The organism is Dyella japonica (genome assembly GCF_040545895.1).
GTDB lineage: Bacteria > Pseudomonadota > Gammaproteobacteria > Xanthomonadales > Rhodanobacteraceae > Dyella > Dyella japonica_D.
The window spans coordinates 71812-89022 of sequence record NZ_JBEPMU010000009.1 but is presented as its reverse complement, the minus strand read 5'-3'; the positions used below and the strand labels follow the sequence as shown (position 1 = coordinate 89022).

Annotated in this window: 11 protein-coding genes and 1 pseudogene; 10 read left to right on the top strand and 2 right to left on the bottom strand. The window is 57.1% G+C overall.

All coding sequences use genetic code 11. The features are described 5' to 3' along the window. Nucleotides 1-26 precede the first annotated feature (26 nt). The 5 genes from ABIC75_RS22435 (at nt 27) to ABIC75_RS22415 (ending at nt 10660) form a co-directional block, all read left to right on the top strand. Nucleotides 27-893, top strand: a complete 867-nt coding sequence (locus ABIC75_RS22435) for a hypothetical protein (RefSeq protein ID WP_354016120.1) — start codon at nt 27-29, stop codon at nt 891-893. Nucleotides 894-957: 64 nt separating this feature from the next. Beyond that, nucleotides 958-4968, top strand: coding sequence for a YadA-like family protein (locus ABIC75_RS22430; protein ID WP_354016119.1), 4011 nt, complete (start codon nt 958-960; stop codon nt 4966-4968). 101 nt (nt 4969-5069) lie between these two features. After that, nucleotides 5070-5948, top strand: a complete 879-nt coding sequence (locus tag ABIC75_RS22425) for an OmpA family protein (protein ID WP_354016118.1) — start codon at nt 5070-5072, stop codon at nt 5946-5948. An 83-nt stretch (nt 5949-6031) separates the two neighbouring features. Continuing rightward, entirely contained in the window at nt 6032-6559 is a 528-nt protein-coding gene (locus ABIC75_RS22420; protein WP_354016117.1) for a response regulator, read from the top strand. 714 nt (nt 6560-7273) lie between these two features. Further along, nucleotides 7274-10660: a hybrid sensor histidine kinase/response regulator gene (locus ABIC75_RS22415; RefSeq protein ID WP_354016116.1), complete on the top strand. Its 3387-nt coding sequence runs from the start codon at nt 7274-7276 to the stop codon at nt 10658-10660. 346 nt (nt 10661-11006) lie between these two features. On the opposite strand, the gene ABIC75_RS22410 is transcribed toward ABIC75_RS22415, so the two are convergent. Continuing rightward, nucleotides 11007-11681: a response regulator transcription factor gene (locus ABIC75_RS22410; RefSeq protein ID WP_354016115.1), complete on the bottom strand. Its 675-nt coding sequence runs from the start codon at nt 11679-11681 to the stop codon at nt 11007-11009. Nucleotides 11682-11793: 112 nt separating this feature from the next. Here ABIC75_RS22410 and ABIC75_RS22405 point away from each other — a divergent pair, with 112 nt between their 5' ends. From ABIC75_RS22405 to ABIC75_RS22390, 4 genes and pseudogenes are all read left to right on the top strand, one after another. Beyond that, nucleotides 11794-12504 carry a response regulator transcription factor gene (locus tag ABIC75_RS22405; protein WP_354016114.1) on the top strand — a complete coding sequence of 237 codons (711 nt, stop codon included), beginning with the start codon at nt 11794-11796 and terminating at the stop codon, nt 12502-12504. Nucleotides 12505-12883: 379 nt separating this feature from the next. Then, nucleotides 12884-13153, top strand: a complete 270-nt coding sequence (locus tag ABIC75_RS22400) for a transposase (protein ID WP_354016132.1) — start codon at nt 12884-12886, stop codon at nt 13151-13153. Nucleotides 13154-13448: 295 nt separating this feature from the next. Then, a pseudogene (locus tag ABIC75_RS22395) lies at nt 13449-14280 on the top strand (integrase core domain-containing protein); the annotation flags it as partial. Nucleotides 14281-14318: 38 nt separating this feature from the next. Further along, complete coding sequence (locus ABIC75_RS22390; RefSeq protein ID WP_354016113.1) at nt 14319-14945, top strand: hypothetical protein; 627 nt, start codon at nt 14319-14321, stop codon at nt 14943-14945. A gap of 186 nt (nt 14946-15131) precedes the next feature. Here the strand turns inward: ABIC75_RS22390 and ABIC75_RS22385 are convergent, their stop codons facing one another. After that, on the bottom strand, nt 15132-15932 hold the full coding sequence (locus ABIC75_RS22385; protein WP_354016112.1) for a hypothetical protein: 801 nt from the start codon (nt 15930-15932) through the stop codon (nt 15132-15134). Nucleotides 15933-16760: 828 nt separating this feature from the next. On the opposite strand from ABIC75_RS22385, the gene ABIC75_RS22380 reads away from it, so the two are divergent. Next, nucleotides 16761-17051 carry a hypothetical protein gene (locus ABIC75_RS22380; RefSeq protein WP_354016111.1) on the top strand — a complete coding sequence of 97 codons (291 nt, stop codon included), beginning with the start codon at nt 16761-16763 and terminating at the stop codon, nt 17049-17051. Nucleotides 17052-17211 lie beyond the last annotated feature (160 nt).

The window sequence follows — 17211 nt, the reverse complement described above, 5'->3', positions numbered from 1 at the left end:
CGCTTCCCTTTTCGAGAGTGCTAGTTATGAGTGCCCGTTTCCAATCTTTTGTACATCATCGTGTCCCGGTAATGTTTGCGCTTGCCGTATGGGGTGCTTTGGCTCTTGCGCGTGGTGCGTATGCGGATGTTGTTGCAGACAACACCCCTGTTTCCTGCGCCGCCGCAGCCAAAATCTCTCATGTAACTTCGACGGCGTGTCTTGACTTGGCGGGCCGCCTGGTCGACCAGGCACATCAGTATTACTTGGCTGGCGATACGCAGTCCGCCCAGCCTTATCTTGAGCAGGCTTTTCGCGTGGCCCCGGGCGACCTTCGCGTGACGTTCGAACAGGCGCTGGTTGATGACGCCTCGGGTCGGCCACAGCAGGCTCGCCAGCGCTATGACGCGCTGCACGGCACGGCGATGGAGAATGCCATGGCGGTGCCGTCGGCGGTAAATTTTGCGGTGTTGGGCCGCTTTGATGATGCCCGCAAGGCATTTGCGGGGTTGTCTGGTAGCGCCGATGCGTATGTTGCCGGTTATGCGCAACTATGGCAGCTGTGGCTGGACGCACGTACCTTCAGCAGTGAAGACACTGCCGCACTTCGCAATCGCCTGGCCAAGGCGGTGACGGGCCTGCGTCCTGCCAACGCTCAACAACAGGCATTGCTCCGCCTCTACGCGGGCCAGGGCGATGTCGACACGGTATTTGCCGCCATTGAGGCCTCGACGCCAGCCGGTTCGCTGCAAAGGCGTGATTCGCGAACGGAAGCGGCCTTCTTTGCCGGCGGCTATTTGCAATACGTGCAGCGCGATGCATCAGCGGCAGCTCGGCTCTATAGCCGTGAGCTGCCCCAGTCTGGCGCCTCCGTGGAGCGCCCGCTGATTCAGCAATCCATCGCCGCACCTTAAGTCTCTCTTTCCCCCCTTGAACTGAAACCAATGCCGGGCTGTGTGCCCGGTACGGAGAACTATTGTGAACAAAATCTATCGACTGGTCTGGAATCCCCGCTTGAACGCCATGGTGGCGGTGGGCGAGCACACCTCGGCGCAAGGCAAAAAGACCTCGCGCCATGACCTTGTAAAGCGGATCGCTGTCGGCTCCGTGCTCTCCATGGGCATGAGCTCGGGGGCCTTTGCCTATGTTGCAGGCGGCGCCGCCGCTGGTGCCGATAGCAATAACGCAAACAATATTGCTATAGGCGTTCAAGCAACGGCGAACTCCCCTGGAGGCGGGAATGCATTTGGCTTCCAAGCTAATGCTAACGCGAATAACGCCACTGCCATTGGTACGAATGCCCAAGCCACCCAAACATCCGCCACGGCCATTGGTGTCGCTGCGAATGCTTCCGGCATTTCTTCTTTCGCAGGGGGCGTTCACGCGCAAGCAAATGGCACTGAAAGCACCGCCGTGGGTGCATGGGCTACGGCTGGCGTGGACTACAGCAGCGCATTTGGGGCCTATGCAAACGCCAGCGGCCCGACCTCCCTTGCTATGGGCTATTACGCTCAGGCGACCTCGACAGGGGGGGGGGTCGCCATTGGCGACCACGCGGTTAGCAGCGGTAGAGGGCTGAACTTTGCGTTGGGCTCGAATGCGCTTGCAACCACTTATGGACCTACGGATAACGGTGGCAATCTTGCTATCGGTGCAGTGGCACAAGCCACTGGCCACCAGAGCGCAGTGGCGATCGGCAATGCTGCGATTGCCTCTGGCGGAGCCACGGTTGCCCTCGGGTACTCCGCCGAAGCCCAGGCAGAGTGGAGTACCGCCCTGGGAAATCAAGCCAAGGCTTATTCGGCCGGCGACGTGGCCATCGGCCGGGGCGCCCATGCAGGTACTCTGGGAGATAATACAAATAACGCCTCCCCCACAGCATGGAATTTTAGCGCCGGTGGTTTTTCCAATGCATATGGCGGGTCGGCGACCGCATTGGGCAATACTGCCCTAGCGAGCGCAGCGAAGGCAGTTGCCTCCGGCTACAACGCACAAGCAACGAACACGAGCGCGGTTGCCATGGGTGACAGCGCTGCGGCAAGCGGCGAGGACGCGGTTGCGATTGGCATGGGTACGGTGGCGGCCGGCAATTGGAGCACGGCGGTTGGCGAGGGTTCGGTAGCTGCCCAGGATGGCGCCACGGTTGTCGGTGCCAATGCGCAGGCTCTGGGCATTGGTGGCGTGGCGATCGGCAGGAATGCCATGGCCGATACGAAAGGCGGCATTGCGGTTGGCGAAGACGCGACTGCAATGAATCAGTCGTCGATTGCCATCGGTAAAGCCAGCACGGTGACTGACGCTCAGGGCGTGGCTCTCGGGCAAAACAGCGTTGCGGGCCTTCAAGCCACGGCGCTGGGTTTTTCCGCGACTGCGAGCAACAGCAGCGTTGCCGTGGGCGCCGGTGCGCAGGCCTCGGGTACCACCAGTGCCGCGATTGGCTTGGGGGCCGTCGCAGGCCAGCTGAACTCTCTCGCGCTGGGAACGAACGCGGTGTCGACGAACGCCAACGACGTGGCGTTGGGTGCGGGCTCGATGACGGACGTGGCGCATCCTACAGGCAGTGCGACCATTGCCGGTACAACTTACACTTTCGCCGGTGTAAACCCGACGTCCGTGGTTAGCGTAGGCAGCAAGGGCAAGGAGCGTCAGGTCACCAACGTGGCCGCTGGCCAGCTGTTGGACGACAGCACCGATGCGGTGAACGGTTCGCAGCTGTATGCGACCAATCAGGCGGTCGGCAGTCTGAGCGCGTCCGCGGTGATGTATGACGACAGCACGCACAACACGATCACGCTGGGTGGCGGCGCCTACAATCCGGTGACGAAGGTGGGCGGCACCAAGATCACCAATGTGGCGGACGGCTCGGCGCCCAGCGACGCGGTGAACTACTCGCAGCTCACGCAGCAAAGTAGCGATTTGACGACCAAGGGCCTGAACTTCACGGGTAACACGGGCGCCGTGCACCGTGACCTGGGAGACACGCTGGCCATCACAGGCGAGGCCACCACGGCTGGCACCTATTCCGGTGGCAACCTCCAGACCGTAATCGACCCAGTGACGGGAGGTATCCAGCTGCAGATGGCCGACGCGCCGACCTTTGGCGGCGTAACGATCAATGCCAACAACAGTGGCAAGATCACCGGCGTCACGGCCGGCACGGACGCCACCGATGCGGTGAACGTCAGCCAGCTCCAGGCCTCGACCGCCAACGCCGTGATGTATGACGACAGCACGCACAACACGATCACGTTGGGTGCCGGCAGCAATCCCTATGATCCGGCGACCCAGTCGGGCGGCACCAAGATCACCAATGTGGCGGACGGCTCGGCGCCCAGCGACGCGGTGAACTACTCGCAGCTGACCACGACGAACAACAACGTGACGAACCTGGGTAATCAGATCAACAACATCTACAGCACCGGTACGAAGTACTTCCACGCCAATTCGACAGGTACAGACTCGCAAGCGACCGGTGTTGATTCCGTTGCTATTGGTACGGGTGCGGTCTCGACCAACCCCAATGATGTGGCGCTGGGCGCCAACTCGTTGACGGATCTGGCACATGCCACGACCGGCGCCACCATCGCAGGTACGGCCTACACCTTCGCCGGTACGGCCCCGATCTCCGTGGTCTCGGTGGGCAGCAAGGACAACGAGCGTCAGATCACCAACGTGGCCGCCGGTCAGCTGTCGAGTGACAGCACCGATGCGGTGAACGGTTCGCAGCTGTACGCAACGAACCAGGCTGTCGATGTTCTTAACAGCACGGTCAACAACATCGCCGGTGGTGGCGGCATTATGTACTTCCATGCCAACTCTACACTGCCCGATTCGCAGGCAACGGGTGCCAATTCGGTCGCTGTGGGCCCGGCGGCGGTGAGTTCGGGCGCCAACGCTGTGGCTGTCGGTAACGGCGCGGTAGCCTCGACCGATAACAGTGTGGCACTGGGCGCAGGTTCCACCACGGGCCCGGTCAACGGTACGGCGGGCACAACGATTGCTGGCGACCAATACAGCTTTGCCGGCGCTACGCCGACGGGCACGGTGAGTGTCGGCTCAGACGACCAGAAGCGCACCGTTACTAACGTGGCGGCGGGTGAGGTTTCCGCTGGTAGTACTGACGCGGTCAATGGTTCGCAGCTGTATGCGACCAATCAGGCGGTGAATAAGCTGGACGGTCGTGTCACTAACGTGGAGGACACGCTCAGCAACATCGCCGGCGATATCACGAATATCAACCAGGGACAGGCCGGTATGTTCCGTACCAACACAGACCAGGCGACACCGCCGCCGTCGACCACGGGTGCGAACTCCGCGGCGGGCGGAGCCAACGCTGTGGCTTCAGGCGACAATAGTCTGGCAGTGGGTAATGGCTCGCAGGCGGTGGCCGACAATAGTGTGGCTATCGGCAATAACTCGGTGGCCGATCGCGCGAACTCGGTGTCCGTCGGCGCAGCTGGCAGTGAACGCCAGATCACCAACGTGGCCGCCGGTACGCAAAATACGGACGCGGTGAATGTGAGCCAGCTGAAAGCCGTGCAGACCGGCAGTGTGCAATACGACACCAATGTTGATGGCAGTCCTAACTACAACTCCGTGACGATGAATTCCGGTGGCAGCCCCACGACGATCCACAATGTGCAAGCCGGCTCGGCGACTACAGATGCGGTGAACGTGGGTCAGTTGAACGACGCTATCAATAACACGCAGAACTGGGCGAAGAACTACACCGACAACCAGATCAACCAGATGGGCAAGAAGGCTTATGCCGGTACGGCCGCTGCGTTGGCGGCAGCAAACCTGCCCCAGGCTTACCAGCCGAACCAGAGCTCCGCAGGCGTGGGTATTGGTACCTACCAGGGGCAGAGTGCGATCTCGATTGGCGTCTCCACGATCACCGAGAGCGGCCGCTACATCTTCAAGGCTAGCGCCACGGGTTCGCAGCAGGGTGGCGTGGGTGTGGGTGTCGGTGCCGGTATGGTCTGGTAATCGACTGACGGCACTCCCTCCGCCTTCGGACGGAGGGAGTGCCGTCAATTCTTTCAAACTTCCCGGTCTAACCGATAAAACGATTTTCAAGGTCCAATATCATGCGTATCAACTTCACATTGGTTAAGGTGGCGCCGCTGCTACTGGCGTCCGTGTTCGCCCTTAGTGCCTGTGGCAATGTAAGTCGCAATGTGCACAAGGATGGTCAAGCTGCTGACAGCCTTGTCTGGCCAAAGATCTCCGACATCACCCCGATGCATAAGGGTGGCACGTTCCCGGATACCAATAGCCTTGCTCGGCTTCGTGCGGGTATGAGCAAGCAGCAAATTTCCGATCTCATTGGCTTCCCCCATTTCAGCGAAGGTGTTTGGGGTGTGCGCGAATGGAACTACGTATTTAATTTCAGAGTGCCTGCCGGTAGCAATAAAGTTGTCACCTGCCAGTTCAAGGTGTTCTTTGACGATAACAAGGTTGCGCAGAGTTTCTACTGGGCTCCTGAGTCGTGCGCACAGTTTCAGCAGGTAGCCCAGGTAGCCCCGGTATCTTCGTCAGTCATCAGTGCTGCAGCGACCATGCCGGCTGAGCGCTATAGTTTCTCGGCTGATGCGCTATTTGCCTTCGACCATTCATCTGTGGCCGACATTCTGGGCAATGGACGTGCCGAGCTGGACCAGTTTGCTGCCAAGGTTCGTCAGTATGATAGGGACATCAAACACATTCAGGTTGTCGGCTATACCGATCGCCTGGGTAGCGATGGTTACAATCAGGCGCTCTCTGAGAAGCGTGCGAATTCGGTACGCGACTACCTGATCGCACATGGTATCGATGCATCTCTGTTCAGCACCGAAGGGCGCGGTCGGGCCGATCCAGTGAAAGATTGCGTAGGTGGTACCAGTAAGCCAAGCCTTATTACCTGCCTGGCGCCGAATCGGCGCGTGGAAATTCTGATCAGCACTCAGCGTACAACTTCTGACCGGTAAGTGGTGGGGCAGCTGTCATAATCAACCCCTCTTCAGTTCAAACAATCTTAGACCTTAAAGAGTTTGCAGCCAGGCGGTTGCGTGTGTTCACCAAGCCGAGCGATCTCCTGTGCTCGGTCGGTTTTCCAGGTGCTCGTTTGTGGCACCGGTTTCGCTTGCTGGGGCACGAAATGCGTATTGTGATTGCTGACGAACATCCTATCGTTCTGATAGGTCTAAGGGCTATGTTGCAAGCAGAGGGGAGCCAGATTCATATCGTTGGCGAGGCAACTAGCGACAAGGAGCTAATCGCCACTTTATCGCAGGTAGAGTGTGACCTACTCATCGTTGATTTTCAGGTCGATGATAGTCCCGAGTCAGAAGACGGTTTGGCAATGCTCAGACGCATCCGTGAGTTTCGGCCGAATTTGCTGGTTTTGGCGTTGACTATGTTGGGCAGCCCAAGGTTGATAAAGGACACGCTCGCTGCCGGTGCACACGGTATTGTCGACAAGACAGCGACGACCGATCAGCTAATGCTGGCCATTGGGAAGATTTCTTCAGAAAATAGTTTTCTTTGCGTCAAGACACGCGCGAAGTTGATCAAGCTGACAGCAGCCGAAAACAACTAGCTGGCGTTATCCACGTATGGAGGGTGAAAGTGACCCCGTTGTATGCATTGGGCCGGACGATCAGTGAGCTTGAGCTAGCAGCGCGACGTCTTATACAAGCTCTGTTCCGCGAGTGACAAGCCACTTTATGAGCATGCACTACTTCGGTCTTCTTCTGGAGGGCCAGTTGCATCGGTGGGCTGGACTGCTCTATCGATCAAGCGTGCGAAATAAAGTAGCGAAAGCCCAGACGGATGAGTACATGAGTTCTGTTCGAGACTCTCCAGCACCTCAGCATATGTGGCTACTGCGGCGAAACTTTTCCTTGGGCCAAGGAACCGAGACCATCTGATGCCGCCAATAGTCTGCCACCGCGGCTGATCACACAATCTCTCACTGTCTGGTGTACTTTGCGAAATTGAATAGTTCTCTGCGAGCAGGCCACAGCCTGCGGGCATCTGCCGACGCTTTTCGCGTACGCCACGGTATTTGCTCTGGATCGCCTCTTTCAGTCCCGGGTATGGAGGATGGATGGTTAGCATGAATTCGGCATAAGATCATCGTACGTGACGAATGCCAAACTAGCCCAAAGAAGATAGGTTTTTCGATTGTTGCTTTGTGCGTCGCAGAAGTTGTACTGGCTGCATCGCCGGAGTCCATGGTCGACAAGGCAGGTGAATAATTAGTCGGCCGATGTGTTCCCTCCGCTGTGCGGAGGGTGATGGAGGAGGCTACATGGACCACGATAATCCAACGTCGACGGACGATGGTCCCCGCGTCCATCAAATTGTCGAGTTGCGCCAATATCAACGACGCCTCCTGTTTGGCGGCGGCTTACTCCTGACCTCGATCATCCTGTTTGCAGGATTCCTTCTCGTTTGGCTCGCAATCCAAAAGTTTCACACGGAACAAATTAATGCCTTCCACGACGAAGGTAGCTCTCTAAAATACGCGCTTACCTATCGAGCGCGGGCTTATGCTCAGACTGTCGCCCGAAGTGAATCGGTTTGGTCGAACCGGCAAAGGATGCTCATTGAAGCAGGAACCCCTCTGAGGGGTAGATTCAATAAGCAGGGCGAGAAGCTGGTGGTTCGTGCCGAGGGTAGAATTTCAATTCCGTGGCTGATACTTGGGCGCGGAACTGCTGCGATGCCGCCAGATCGGCTGGCCGCGTACCTCGGTATGTTCGAGGATATCTCAGCGCACACAGCCACCGTTATTACACCAGCGGAATACTCCGAACCGATATTCGCCTATGGTTACGATCCGTCCGGATCACTGTTGGTGGTCACTGGCGTTCTCGACGAATCGGAGCTTATGCGGGCGCTGAACGTTACCACTCGCGATCAGATCTTCGCGATGTTTCGCGCCGAAGAAGCTCGCTGGAGGCTACCGCCGATTGGTGCCTACGCACATGATGCAGTGACGAGGCAGTTCTTCTACTACGGTATCGACCCATTGGATCGTAAGCCTTCACTTGCTGGCACACAGCTATTAATCGCCGGTCATGTTCCATACTTCCGCCGAGTAGTCTTTGAGCCTGTCGACAATCTAAAGTTTGTATCTGGCGAAGCTGATGGTGGTGTCTTTGCGATCCTGACGTCCCGCGGTGAAATCGTACGTACGAGTAGGGCGCTATCGGCTGCCGAGCATCAAATGATCTCGTCTATTCATATGTCCACAGATGTCGATGCGCCTACGCGAATGCGGTTCGGGAGAAACTTTTTGCTGCTCGGCGGTTTGCAGCTTGTGGACTGGAATCTCGTGTATCTGTATTCATGGGGCGATGTTTTTGCGGTGACAGGTAAGTATGTAGCGCTAGTAACTGGCACAGCGTTTACGATCCTCTCGCTGATATGGGCGCTTATATGGTGGCTTGATAGACGAGTCCTGGGGCCGGCTATGGCGACCGCCTTACTCGTTTATAGAAGCGAGGAGCTAAGTCGCATCATCATTGACACCTCGCCCGTCGGTTTGTCCTTGCTAGATACCAGCCACGGCGTCCCTATAGTCGAAAATGACCTAGCTCGCCGTATGGCTCTGGAGTCTTGCGCGGATGCAGTGCCGGGGCTCTACGAACAACTGGTCGATCGAGCTAATACGCACCTTCCAGCGACTTCGCAGGAGTTCGACTGGATTCATGCTGGTGAGGGTGGACGTCATTTTCGGGTGGCGATGGTTCTCTCCTCTTACAGGAGCAAATCGGTTTGGGTCTGTGCTATACGAGATGTGTCGGCGCAAGCGGAGCTCGAAAGAAGTCTTCGAAAGGCCCGGTCCGACTCCGAAGAGGCTCGGTTAGCAGCAGAGTCTGCGAGTCGAGCGAAAACGGCCTTCGTGGCGACCATGAGCCATGAGATTCGCACTCCGCTCAACGGGGTGCTTGGGCACTTGGAATTGTTGAGCCGATCCAAGCTGGAGCAGGCGCAGAAGGAGCATCTAAACCGCATCCGCTTAAGCGCTGATGCCTTGCTTGTAACTATTAGCGACGTGTTGGATTTTTCGAAGATCGAGGCAGGCCAGTTAGAAATCGAACTTGTTACGTTTGACCTTCGTTCGGTAGTGGAACAGGCGGCACTACTCTTTGCTCCAGAAGCCCTTCGAAAAGGAGTGAATATCTATTACTCGATCGATTCTTCTCTGCAACAATTCTATGCATCGGACGTCCATCGCATTCGGCAAATTATCAATAATTTGCTAAGCAACGCCGTCAAGTTCACGCAATCCGGGAAAATTGTCCTGTCGGTTTCACAGGGGAGGCACACTGAGGCCCATCTGTGTTTCCGCGTCGCTGATTCGGGTATCGGGATGAGTGGTGACCAGGTCGCGCAACTGTTCGAGCCGTTCTCTCAAGCTGATGTGAGTATTTCCCGTCGCTACGGGGGCAGTGGTCTGGGTTTGGCGTTATGCGGCCAACTGGCGAACATGCTTGGTGGGAGTATTAGTGTTGAAAGTGCCATGGGCGTGGGGAGCATATTTACCTTCGAGCTGCCATTGGTGCCAGTTCACTGCCGGTGCGATGAGCAGAGGCCTCTAGAGGGTCGACGGGTCACGTTGCTATCGGAGGCGCCAGAGTGGCGAGCTGAGATCGGCGAACTATTGAGATGCTGGGGTGCAGAAGTAACGGTTTTGGCGCGCCCGGTGGCGATGCCCAACGGCGCCGGGCATCTAATCATCTTTGGGGAGGCGGGATCTTGGGCAGCCCCTGAGGAGGCTCGACTACGTATGAGTCATGAAAGGATCATTCATGCTTGTACGGATGGTCCATTGATTCCAGAGGCTCGGCAGGATGGGATATATGTCTCCTGCTATACAAGCCAGATGCTTCTGGCCGCCATACAAGCAGTACCAATTGCCCCGCGCTCTGCAAATCTCCGGCCTTTCTGGGGAAGCAATGAGCGCGGCACAATCTTGCTAGTCGAAGACAATCCAGTTAATCGTGAACTAATCGAGCAGCAGTTGAAGGAGCTTGGTTTTGCTGTCGATGTCGCCGCTGATGGTGCAGCCGCTTTACATAAGTGGAAGCCGGGCACCTATGTTGCGGTATTGACGGATATCAATATGCCTGAAATGAACGGATATGAGCTCGCCATGGCTTTGCGGGCTCAAAATGTAGATGTGCCCATCCTTGCGATAACGGCCACCGCGCTAATTAGTGAAAAGGCACGTTGCAAAGCCTCCGGCATTGACGAATTGCTGTTCAAACCGCTGGGTCTTGAGTTGCTGGATGGAGCATTGCAACGCCATCTAGGCCCGCCGCCAAACCCAGCTATGCAAGCGCGCCGGGACGCTGCGACATCGGTGGAAGAGCCCACCGGCTTGCGACATAAATACTCGCAAAGGATACGGCATGCCTTTGTGGAGAGCGGAAGGCGTGATTACCGAAGTTTCACTGATGCTTTGGAGCGGGGTGATGTCGTCGAGTTGGTACACGTCACGCACGCTTTCAAAGGGGTTCTTCTTATGATGGGTGAGGTTGATGTCGCCACGCAATGCTCTAAGGTAGAGGCATCGCTTGAGGATTGCGGAATTCACCATCTTCAGAGGGATCTTCATGATCTTTCTTTGGCACTTGATGCTGTCCTGCTCCGTTACGAGCTTGAGTTGAAAGAGGAGTCGATTTAGGCAGCGATGGGCCTGCAGTTCTGGGGCGGCTGCCCGCAGAGATATGTCCTCCGAGATGCGCTCCGAACTCTCCCGGTGTGGTGAGTCGGTGGGCCTGCGCCTTGGTGATAGTCCAGAGCTTGACTAAGAGCCGACGCAAACATAATACCCTGCACTAACAGCGATCATTCGGCGCACCACCTTTCGCACCGGCGGAGCAAACTAGATGCGCGCATGAGGTCGACTCATGAGGGCATGAATCATGCGGGCGGCCGCTGAGGGCGCGTGTGATATTTTGGTTCGCAGATCCAACGCAGGGATTCGCATGGAAGCGGGGATAATTCGCACCTGCGCGGCAAGCCTTCTCTCAGGCTTTGCCGCCTCTTTCAGGTCCGAGAGTGCGGCCTACAAGTCCAAGTTCCGCTGCGTGTTTGAACAGGTCGGCATCTTTTTCAATTCCCAGCTTGGCCATTCCATTAACCTTTTGCGTGCTAACCGTTTGCTTGCTCGTCTGGAAGAAGCTGGCGATGTCTTTGATGCTCGCGCCGCCAATATACAGAAGCAACACCTCCAATTCGCGGGGCGAAAGTTTGGCGACTGTATGGCGTGGGCGGCTGGTCGACGATGCGGCCGTAAGCGCAGGCGATAGATAGCGTCGCCGTACATGAGCTGCCTGGATCGCGGCGGGTAAGTGGTTCATGTCATCAAGTTTGCTGAGAATATTTTCCAGTCCCAGGGCCAGTAAGGCCTGAACGATCGTTGAGCGGTCTATGCCCGTCATGACCACAATGGCAAGCGATGGATAACGTTCCTTGAGAAAGCTGAGAAGCTCCAGGCCATCACCATACTCTCCCCCAGGCATGGCGTAGTCAGTTACTAAAACATCGCAACGCTTGCTGTCGAGCAATGCGATCAACTCGGTCGAATTGTGACAAGCCCCCACCAGATGCAGCATGGGAAACCCTGCCAAAGTTGCCTCGATCCCCATGCGAATCACCGGATGGTCATCAGCAACGGCGACCAAAATGCGGGAGCTATCCATGGACCCTCCTATGGCCGTAAAGCTATGTTTTGACGTGTCTTCTGGGCGATAATATACACCCATGGCTGTGAAGTTGAACTAGCCTGTCTTCTCCACGACAAAGGAGCCCGTGATGAGCTCGCGGGGCGATTTTTTGAGTATTAAAGTAGCTATCCTCGATGACCATCCCGTGCTACTGGCCGGCATGGGGGAGTTATTGGCGGGCGCGCAGGGCATGACAATCGCTGGACTTGTCCGTGATTCTACGGAATTAGTTCGTCTCCTTGGTAGTCAGCTCGTCGATGTGGTCCTCACCGATTTTTCAATGCCTCATGGGCGTTTTGGCGATGGAATCGCATTGCTTCGTTTTTTGCAGCGACGATTTCCTCAGATCAAGCTTGCCCTTTTCACAGGTGTCGAGAGTCCGTCGCTGCTTCAAAGTGTCATTGACATCAGGGTGTCGGTGATTGTCAGCAAGGTCGACAGCCTCGCTTGTCTAGAACCGGCGATTCGGGCTGCCTACGCCAACGATACCTATCTGTCACCCAGAGTGGTCAAGTTATTGGCGCAATCCGCAGGGCGCCAGGTAACGGAGGCGGCTCCCACGCTCAGTAAGAGAGAAAGTGAAGTGCTTCGTATGTTTGCCGAAGGTATGTCTCTTAAGGAGATTGGTGTTCGCGTTGGCCGTAGCCCCAAAACAATAAGCGCTCAAAAATCGTCGGCAATGAAGAAGCTAGACCTGACAAGTGATGCCGAAATATTTAAATACGCCATCGTCCATGGCTTGGTGCCGGCATCACAAGCTTCTCTCAAAGACGCTTTGGATTCAGGCGCTGATGTTTGAATTCCCCGGATAGCCGATTGTGGTGGTAGCCCCGGTGACAGGCATTCAAGAAATAGATCACTGTGCGCTCTTTGTGCCGCACACGCCGCGGCACGTTCCCGTCGAACGAAAGTGAGCGCAGCGCAAACTCCAGAATCGCTCTGGGTATTGAAGTTGAACATACAGCTCGCGAGTCGAGATGGGTGAGCGTGACGGTCCTGGTCAAGACGGTGAGGCCAGTCAAGAGCGTGCAGCAAGTCGTCATGCTGGCTGAGGCTAAGGCGAGATTCTGCGTCTGCGTACCCAGCTGCTCCACGCGGGGAAGGAGCGCATCAGCGAACTGGGCTGCACGATCGCCGACCTGGCGCAAGCCGGTCCGGAGGCGCATCGACTGTAGCAACTGCGTGGCGTCAGCACCATGGTGGCCACGGCGCTGATCGTTGCTGTGGGTGACGCCAAGCAATGTGCCAATAGCTGGCAGATGGCCGCTTCGCTGAAGCTGACACCTCGACTGCACAGCTCCGGCGGCATGGATCGCCTGCTAGGCATCAGCAAACGCGGTGATGCCTACACTCACGGCCTACTGATCCACGGCGCACACTCGGCATTGCGAACAGCCCCGACCAAGGGTGATCGGTTGAGCCAATGGCCCACACGTTTGGCCCAATGAGCGGATCCCAACGTGGCCTGCGTGGCACCGGCAAACAGGGCGGCGCGCCTGGCCTTGGCCTTGTTGCGTCACGACACTGGCTGCCAACCAGCGCTGGCGGCCGCCTGAGTGAGACGACGTCCGAAAGCATCCTTATCCACGATTGCGAAGCCACCCACGCGAGGGCGAACCGGCGCTGGCAAAATCCTGAAATGTCCAAGTGCGAAAAAAGCGCGAGAAAGCGATTGGCAGCCGGCGAGCGACTAGCCCATCATGTTCCAGCACCGCAAAGCGGTGCTGCAGTTAGAGGCCGGATATACGTGAGCAGACGTTCTTTCGATGGCGCAAGGAATACGGCGGCCTGAAGATCGATCAGGCCAAACGCCAGAAGGATCTGGAGCATGAGAATTCCCGGCTGCGGCGGGCGTTGTCGGACGCCATCATCGACAACCAGATCCTGCGCGAGGTCAGCAAGGGAAACTTCTGAGCCCGGCCCGCCGTCGGCAAGCCGTGGCCCATGTTCGTGGTCACCTGCGGCATTCCGAACGGCGGATCTGCCGGGCGCTGCATCTGTCCCGCTCTTGGGTGCGCTATGCCCCGCAACCACGCGCTGACGAAGCGCCGCTCACCTCTGCCATGGTCGATCTGGCGGCGCAATACGGCCGCTATGGCTACCGGCGCATTCATGCCTTGCTGATGGCGCGCGGCTGGTCGCTGAGCCGATCGCGAGTCGAACGCATCTGGAAGCGCGAGGGACTGAAGGTGCCGGTCAAGCAGCCCAAGCGCGGCCGGTTGTGGCTGGCCGACGGTGGCTGCCCACGGAATCATGCTTCGATATGTACTACGGGCCGGAAATGGTGGCGAAGAACCTGCGTCGCTGGCTCGCCGCAGTGGGCGCGCAGACCCTTTACATCGAGCCGGGGAGTCCGTGGGAGAACGGCTACTGCGAATCCTTCAACGGCAAGTTCCGCGACGAACTGCTCAACGGCGAGATCTTCTACACCCTGCGCGAAGCCCAGGTCGTCATCGAGCAATGGCGACATCACTACAACACCATCCGGCCGCACAGCGCACTGAGCTATCGGCCACCCGCACCGGAAGCGAACCTGATCCAGAGAACTCAACCCAACCTGCGACTCGCCGCGTAAACTAACTTCGCATCTGGACCAATCAATGCAGGCCGGTCATGACGACGCTTCGTTCACGGCTTTCGGGAAACATCGCGGAACTGACGTCCATCTGGATCGACATAGCGCGGGCCGAATGCTTCGAGTTTCTTGAGGGGCGTATGACTACCGTCAGTCTCGATTACCAGCGGCTACCGCGGCGACGCGCCGTGGACGTCATCGAGTCCGCTCTGAGGTCACTGTCGGCCGAGAGGGTGTTCAAGCTCATCTACATGTCAGTGGAGAATGCGGCCGCCTTTACGCGTACGGCCGAATGCAAAGGACTCCCGCATGCCATTAACTGTATCCCAAGAAACATCGAGATGCATACGGAGAACTGCAAGGCTGGAAAGTACAACGACAAGCCGTTCCGTCGGCCTAAGGGGTTTGTCCGATCCACGCTAAGCCATATCTTCTTCAGCGACCTGCTCGGAGGCTCCGGGGACATTGGCTTTCGCGAGTGCGTGACGGACTACCTGCGCAAGATGGAGGCACCTTCAGCTACGACGCCCCATATCGACATCACTGGCGCCCCTTGCGAGCAATGCGGTGGCCGGGTTGCCGGTCAGTTTCAGGGGCATCTTAGCTTCCTCGTCGTCTGTGAATTGTGTGGCTCTCAGAAGCGATTCGCGCTGGTCGATGCTTAGATTCACCAACAAAACCTTTCAACGAACGTAGGCAGATGATGGGACACGCTCATCTGTCGAGTGAAAGGTGGCGAGGCGTGCCTCCAGTTGCAGGCACGTCTCGAGCTCAGCAAGGCCCCGCCCTGGAGGCGGGCAGTCCACACACTCGCTCCCTCTGCGTTGCGCCTCAGCTCGTCAACGAGAGATTCAGAAGTTCCAAGTGAAGTTGATGGCTGGGCCGTCCAGCTCAATGTCTCGAAGAAACTTACTATTATCATCTTGCCTGTACTTGATCTGGCGGTAGACGAGCGCAATGTCTCCCCAGTGAAATGCGTAGCCCACACCGGCCGTTAACTGATAAGTACTATCAGAGTCGCCGGTGCCTACATCAATGTAGTAAGGCATATACCAATGGCGGTCAGGGAATGGTGTCCAATGGCCGCGGACTCCGATGATGGCGTCAGTAACATGCATTTGATTGTGGAGATGTCCGCTGTCTTGGATGTCGACCCGGCCACCGTTGCCTGTTAATCCAAAGTTCCAGTTGAGATTGCCTTTGGTCCAAAGGTAGCGCATACCCAAAAGTAGGTCGACGTAACCCTGGGAGCTGTGTCCAATGGTATATAAGCCGGCCAGAGTCACCATGCCTCCTTTCAGTCCCCAGCGTGTGTTGAGATCGGCGCCGGCTCCAATGCGATCACCGCCTATAGATGTGATGCGTCCTTTTTGGTTAGTAAAGTCGACCCAGTCCACATCGCCGTATAGGCCCCAGCGTCCCTTGCGTAGGATTCCTTCTAGCATGAAAGCCCCGCTCAGGTTATTTAGAATGTCTTTGTTGGATTTGGTTACCACCTGAGAGCCGCTGGGCAGTGAGAAGCGCGTCGTGGCCTTTACGCCCGGCAACCAGGCATACGGAGTGATACTTCCATGCCAGTTGCCGTCCCAGGGATCAGGAGTGTCCGCGTTCGCAGGCCGTACAACGAAAGAGACTGCGATAGCAGCGCTCACAAGGAGAGCCGTACGGGATCCCCGTGAAAAATGTTGAACAGCCATGGCGGGAGCCGTTGGGTTAGATTACTGCCATAATGGGATTGGCATTATTTTTTTCCAAGTGTCTTTTTACGGAGTTCTGGGTAAGCAAATATACGTAGACACATCTCTCTGTCGCAGTAGTCCTGTTATATCAGTCCACAATCTTCGATCACTATTTGCCGATGAGTGGCCTGCGCTCGACGTCCAGGGCAATACGCTCAATGCCGATCGCAAGCGCAAGACAATGGGGCGCGAAGATGGCCCTTAAGCATCAAGCCATGTACCGCAGCTACGCCGCCCCCTCTCTGTTGGATTGCTGTGGGCAACTTGGGATCCAATAAGTACTGCTCGGATGTTCTATGGGTATCTGTGTTGTTTTAGGCGCGGTGCATGCCGCAGTGCACCCCATGTTCACTACGGGCATATCAGGAGATTTTTCATCACGCGGGGGCCAGCGGACCATGGCGTCTGAAGATCGGCAGATATCGGCATATCCACCTGTGCTTTATGCACTTGGATGCCGGCGCCAGTGGTTGTATACCAGCACCGGCTTTCTCAGTGGCCCTAAGGGAATTAGGCTCCTCGCGAAGATCCTTTTGGCCCAGCGGGAGCAATAGCTTTTGCCTGTGCAGTTGTGCCACTGCAGGAGGGCCCACGCCCTCGATCCGGTTATGGAGTCAAATTAAGGGCTTGTCGTGGCACATTATCAAAACAGATGTCGGGTAGTTGCGACCTAACATCTGTTGCCAGAGCACCGACGCATCTGGCTACGCCTCGCGTCAAACCACCCTTAGGGGGTGCGACATGCATGACATGACGACGTTGAGTCAGGCCGACGTTGATTATTTGTTCAAGATCGATTTTGGCACCGTGGACGAGATTCCCCTGGAGGTTGCGGGGCGACTTCATCTACTGAAGTACGTCCAAGAGTTGAGCCCGCTGACTGGCACTCGCGTCACCGGAACGCATCGGGATGATTTGTACATCGGCGTATCCCCGGGTGGGCGCGCGTTGATGGCGGCAATCCGTGATGGCGTGGAGAGGCGTTGGGTAGCGTGGCCACCATCGATCCATGACGTTACCATCGGCGTGTAGCGACACGTAGGATGGACACTAGGGCGTATGGTGATGATCGGACGGTCATTCCAGCACGAGAACCGAGCGTTTCGCTTTGATTTGGTCCTGGCCCGCGCACGCATGGTTCGATAGGTGGTGCGACAGGCATACGTTTGGAGGGGGCTCTGGTTATTGCTCG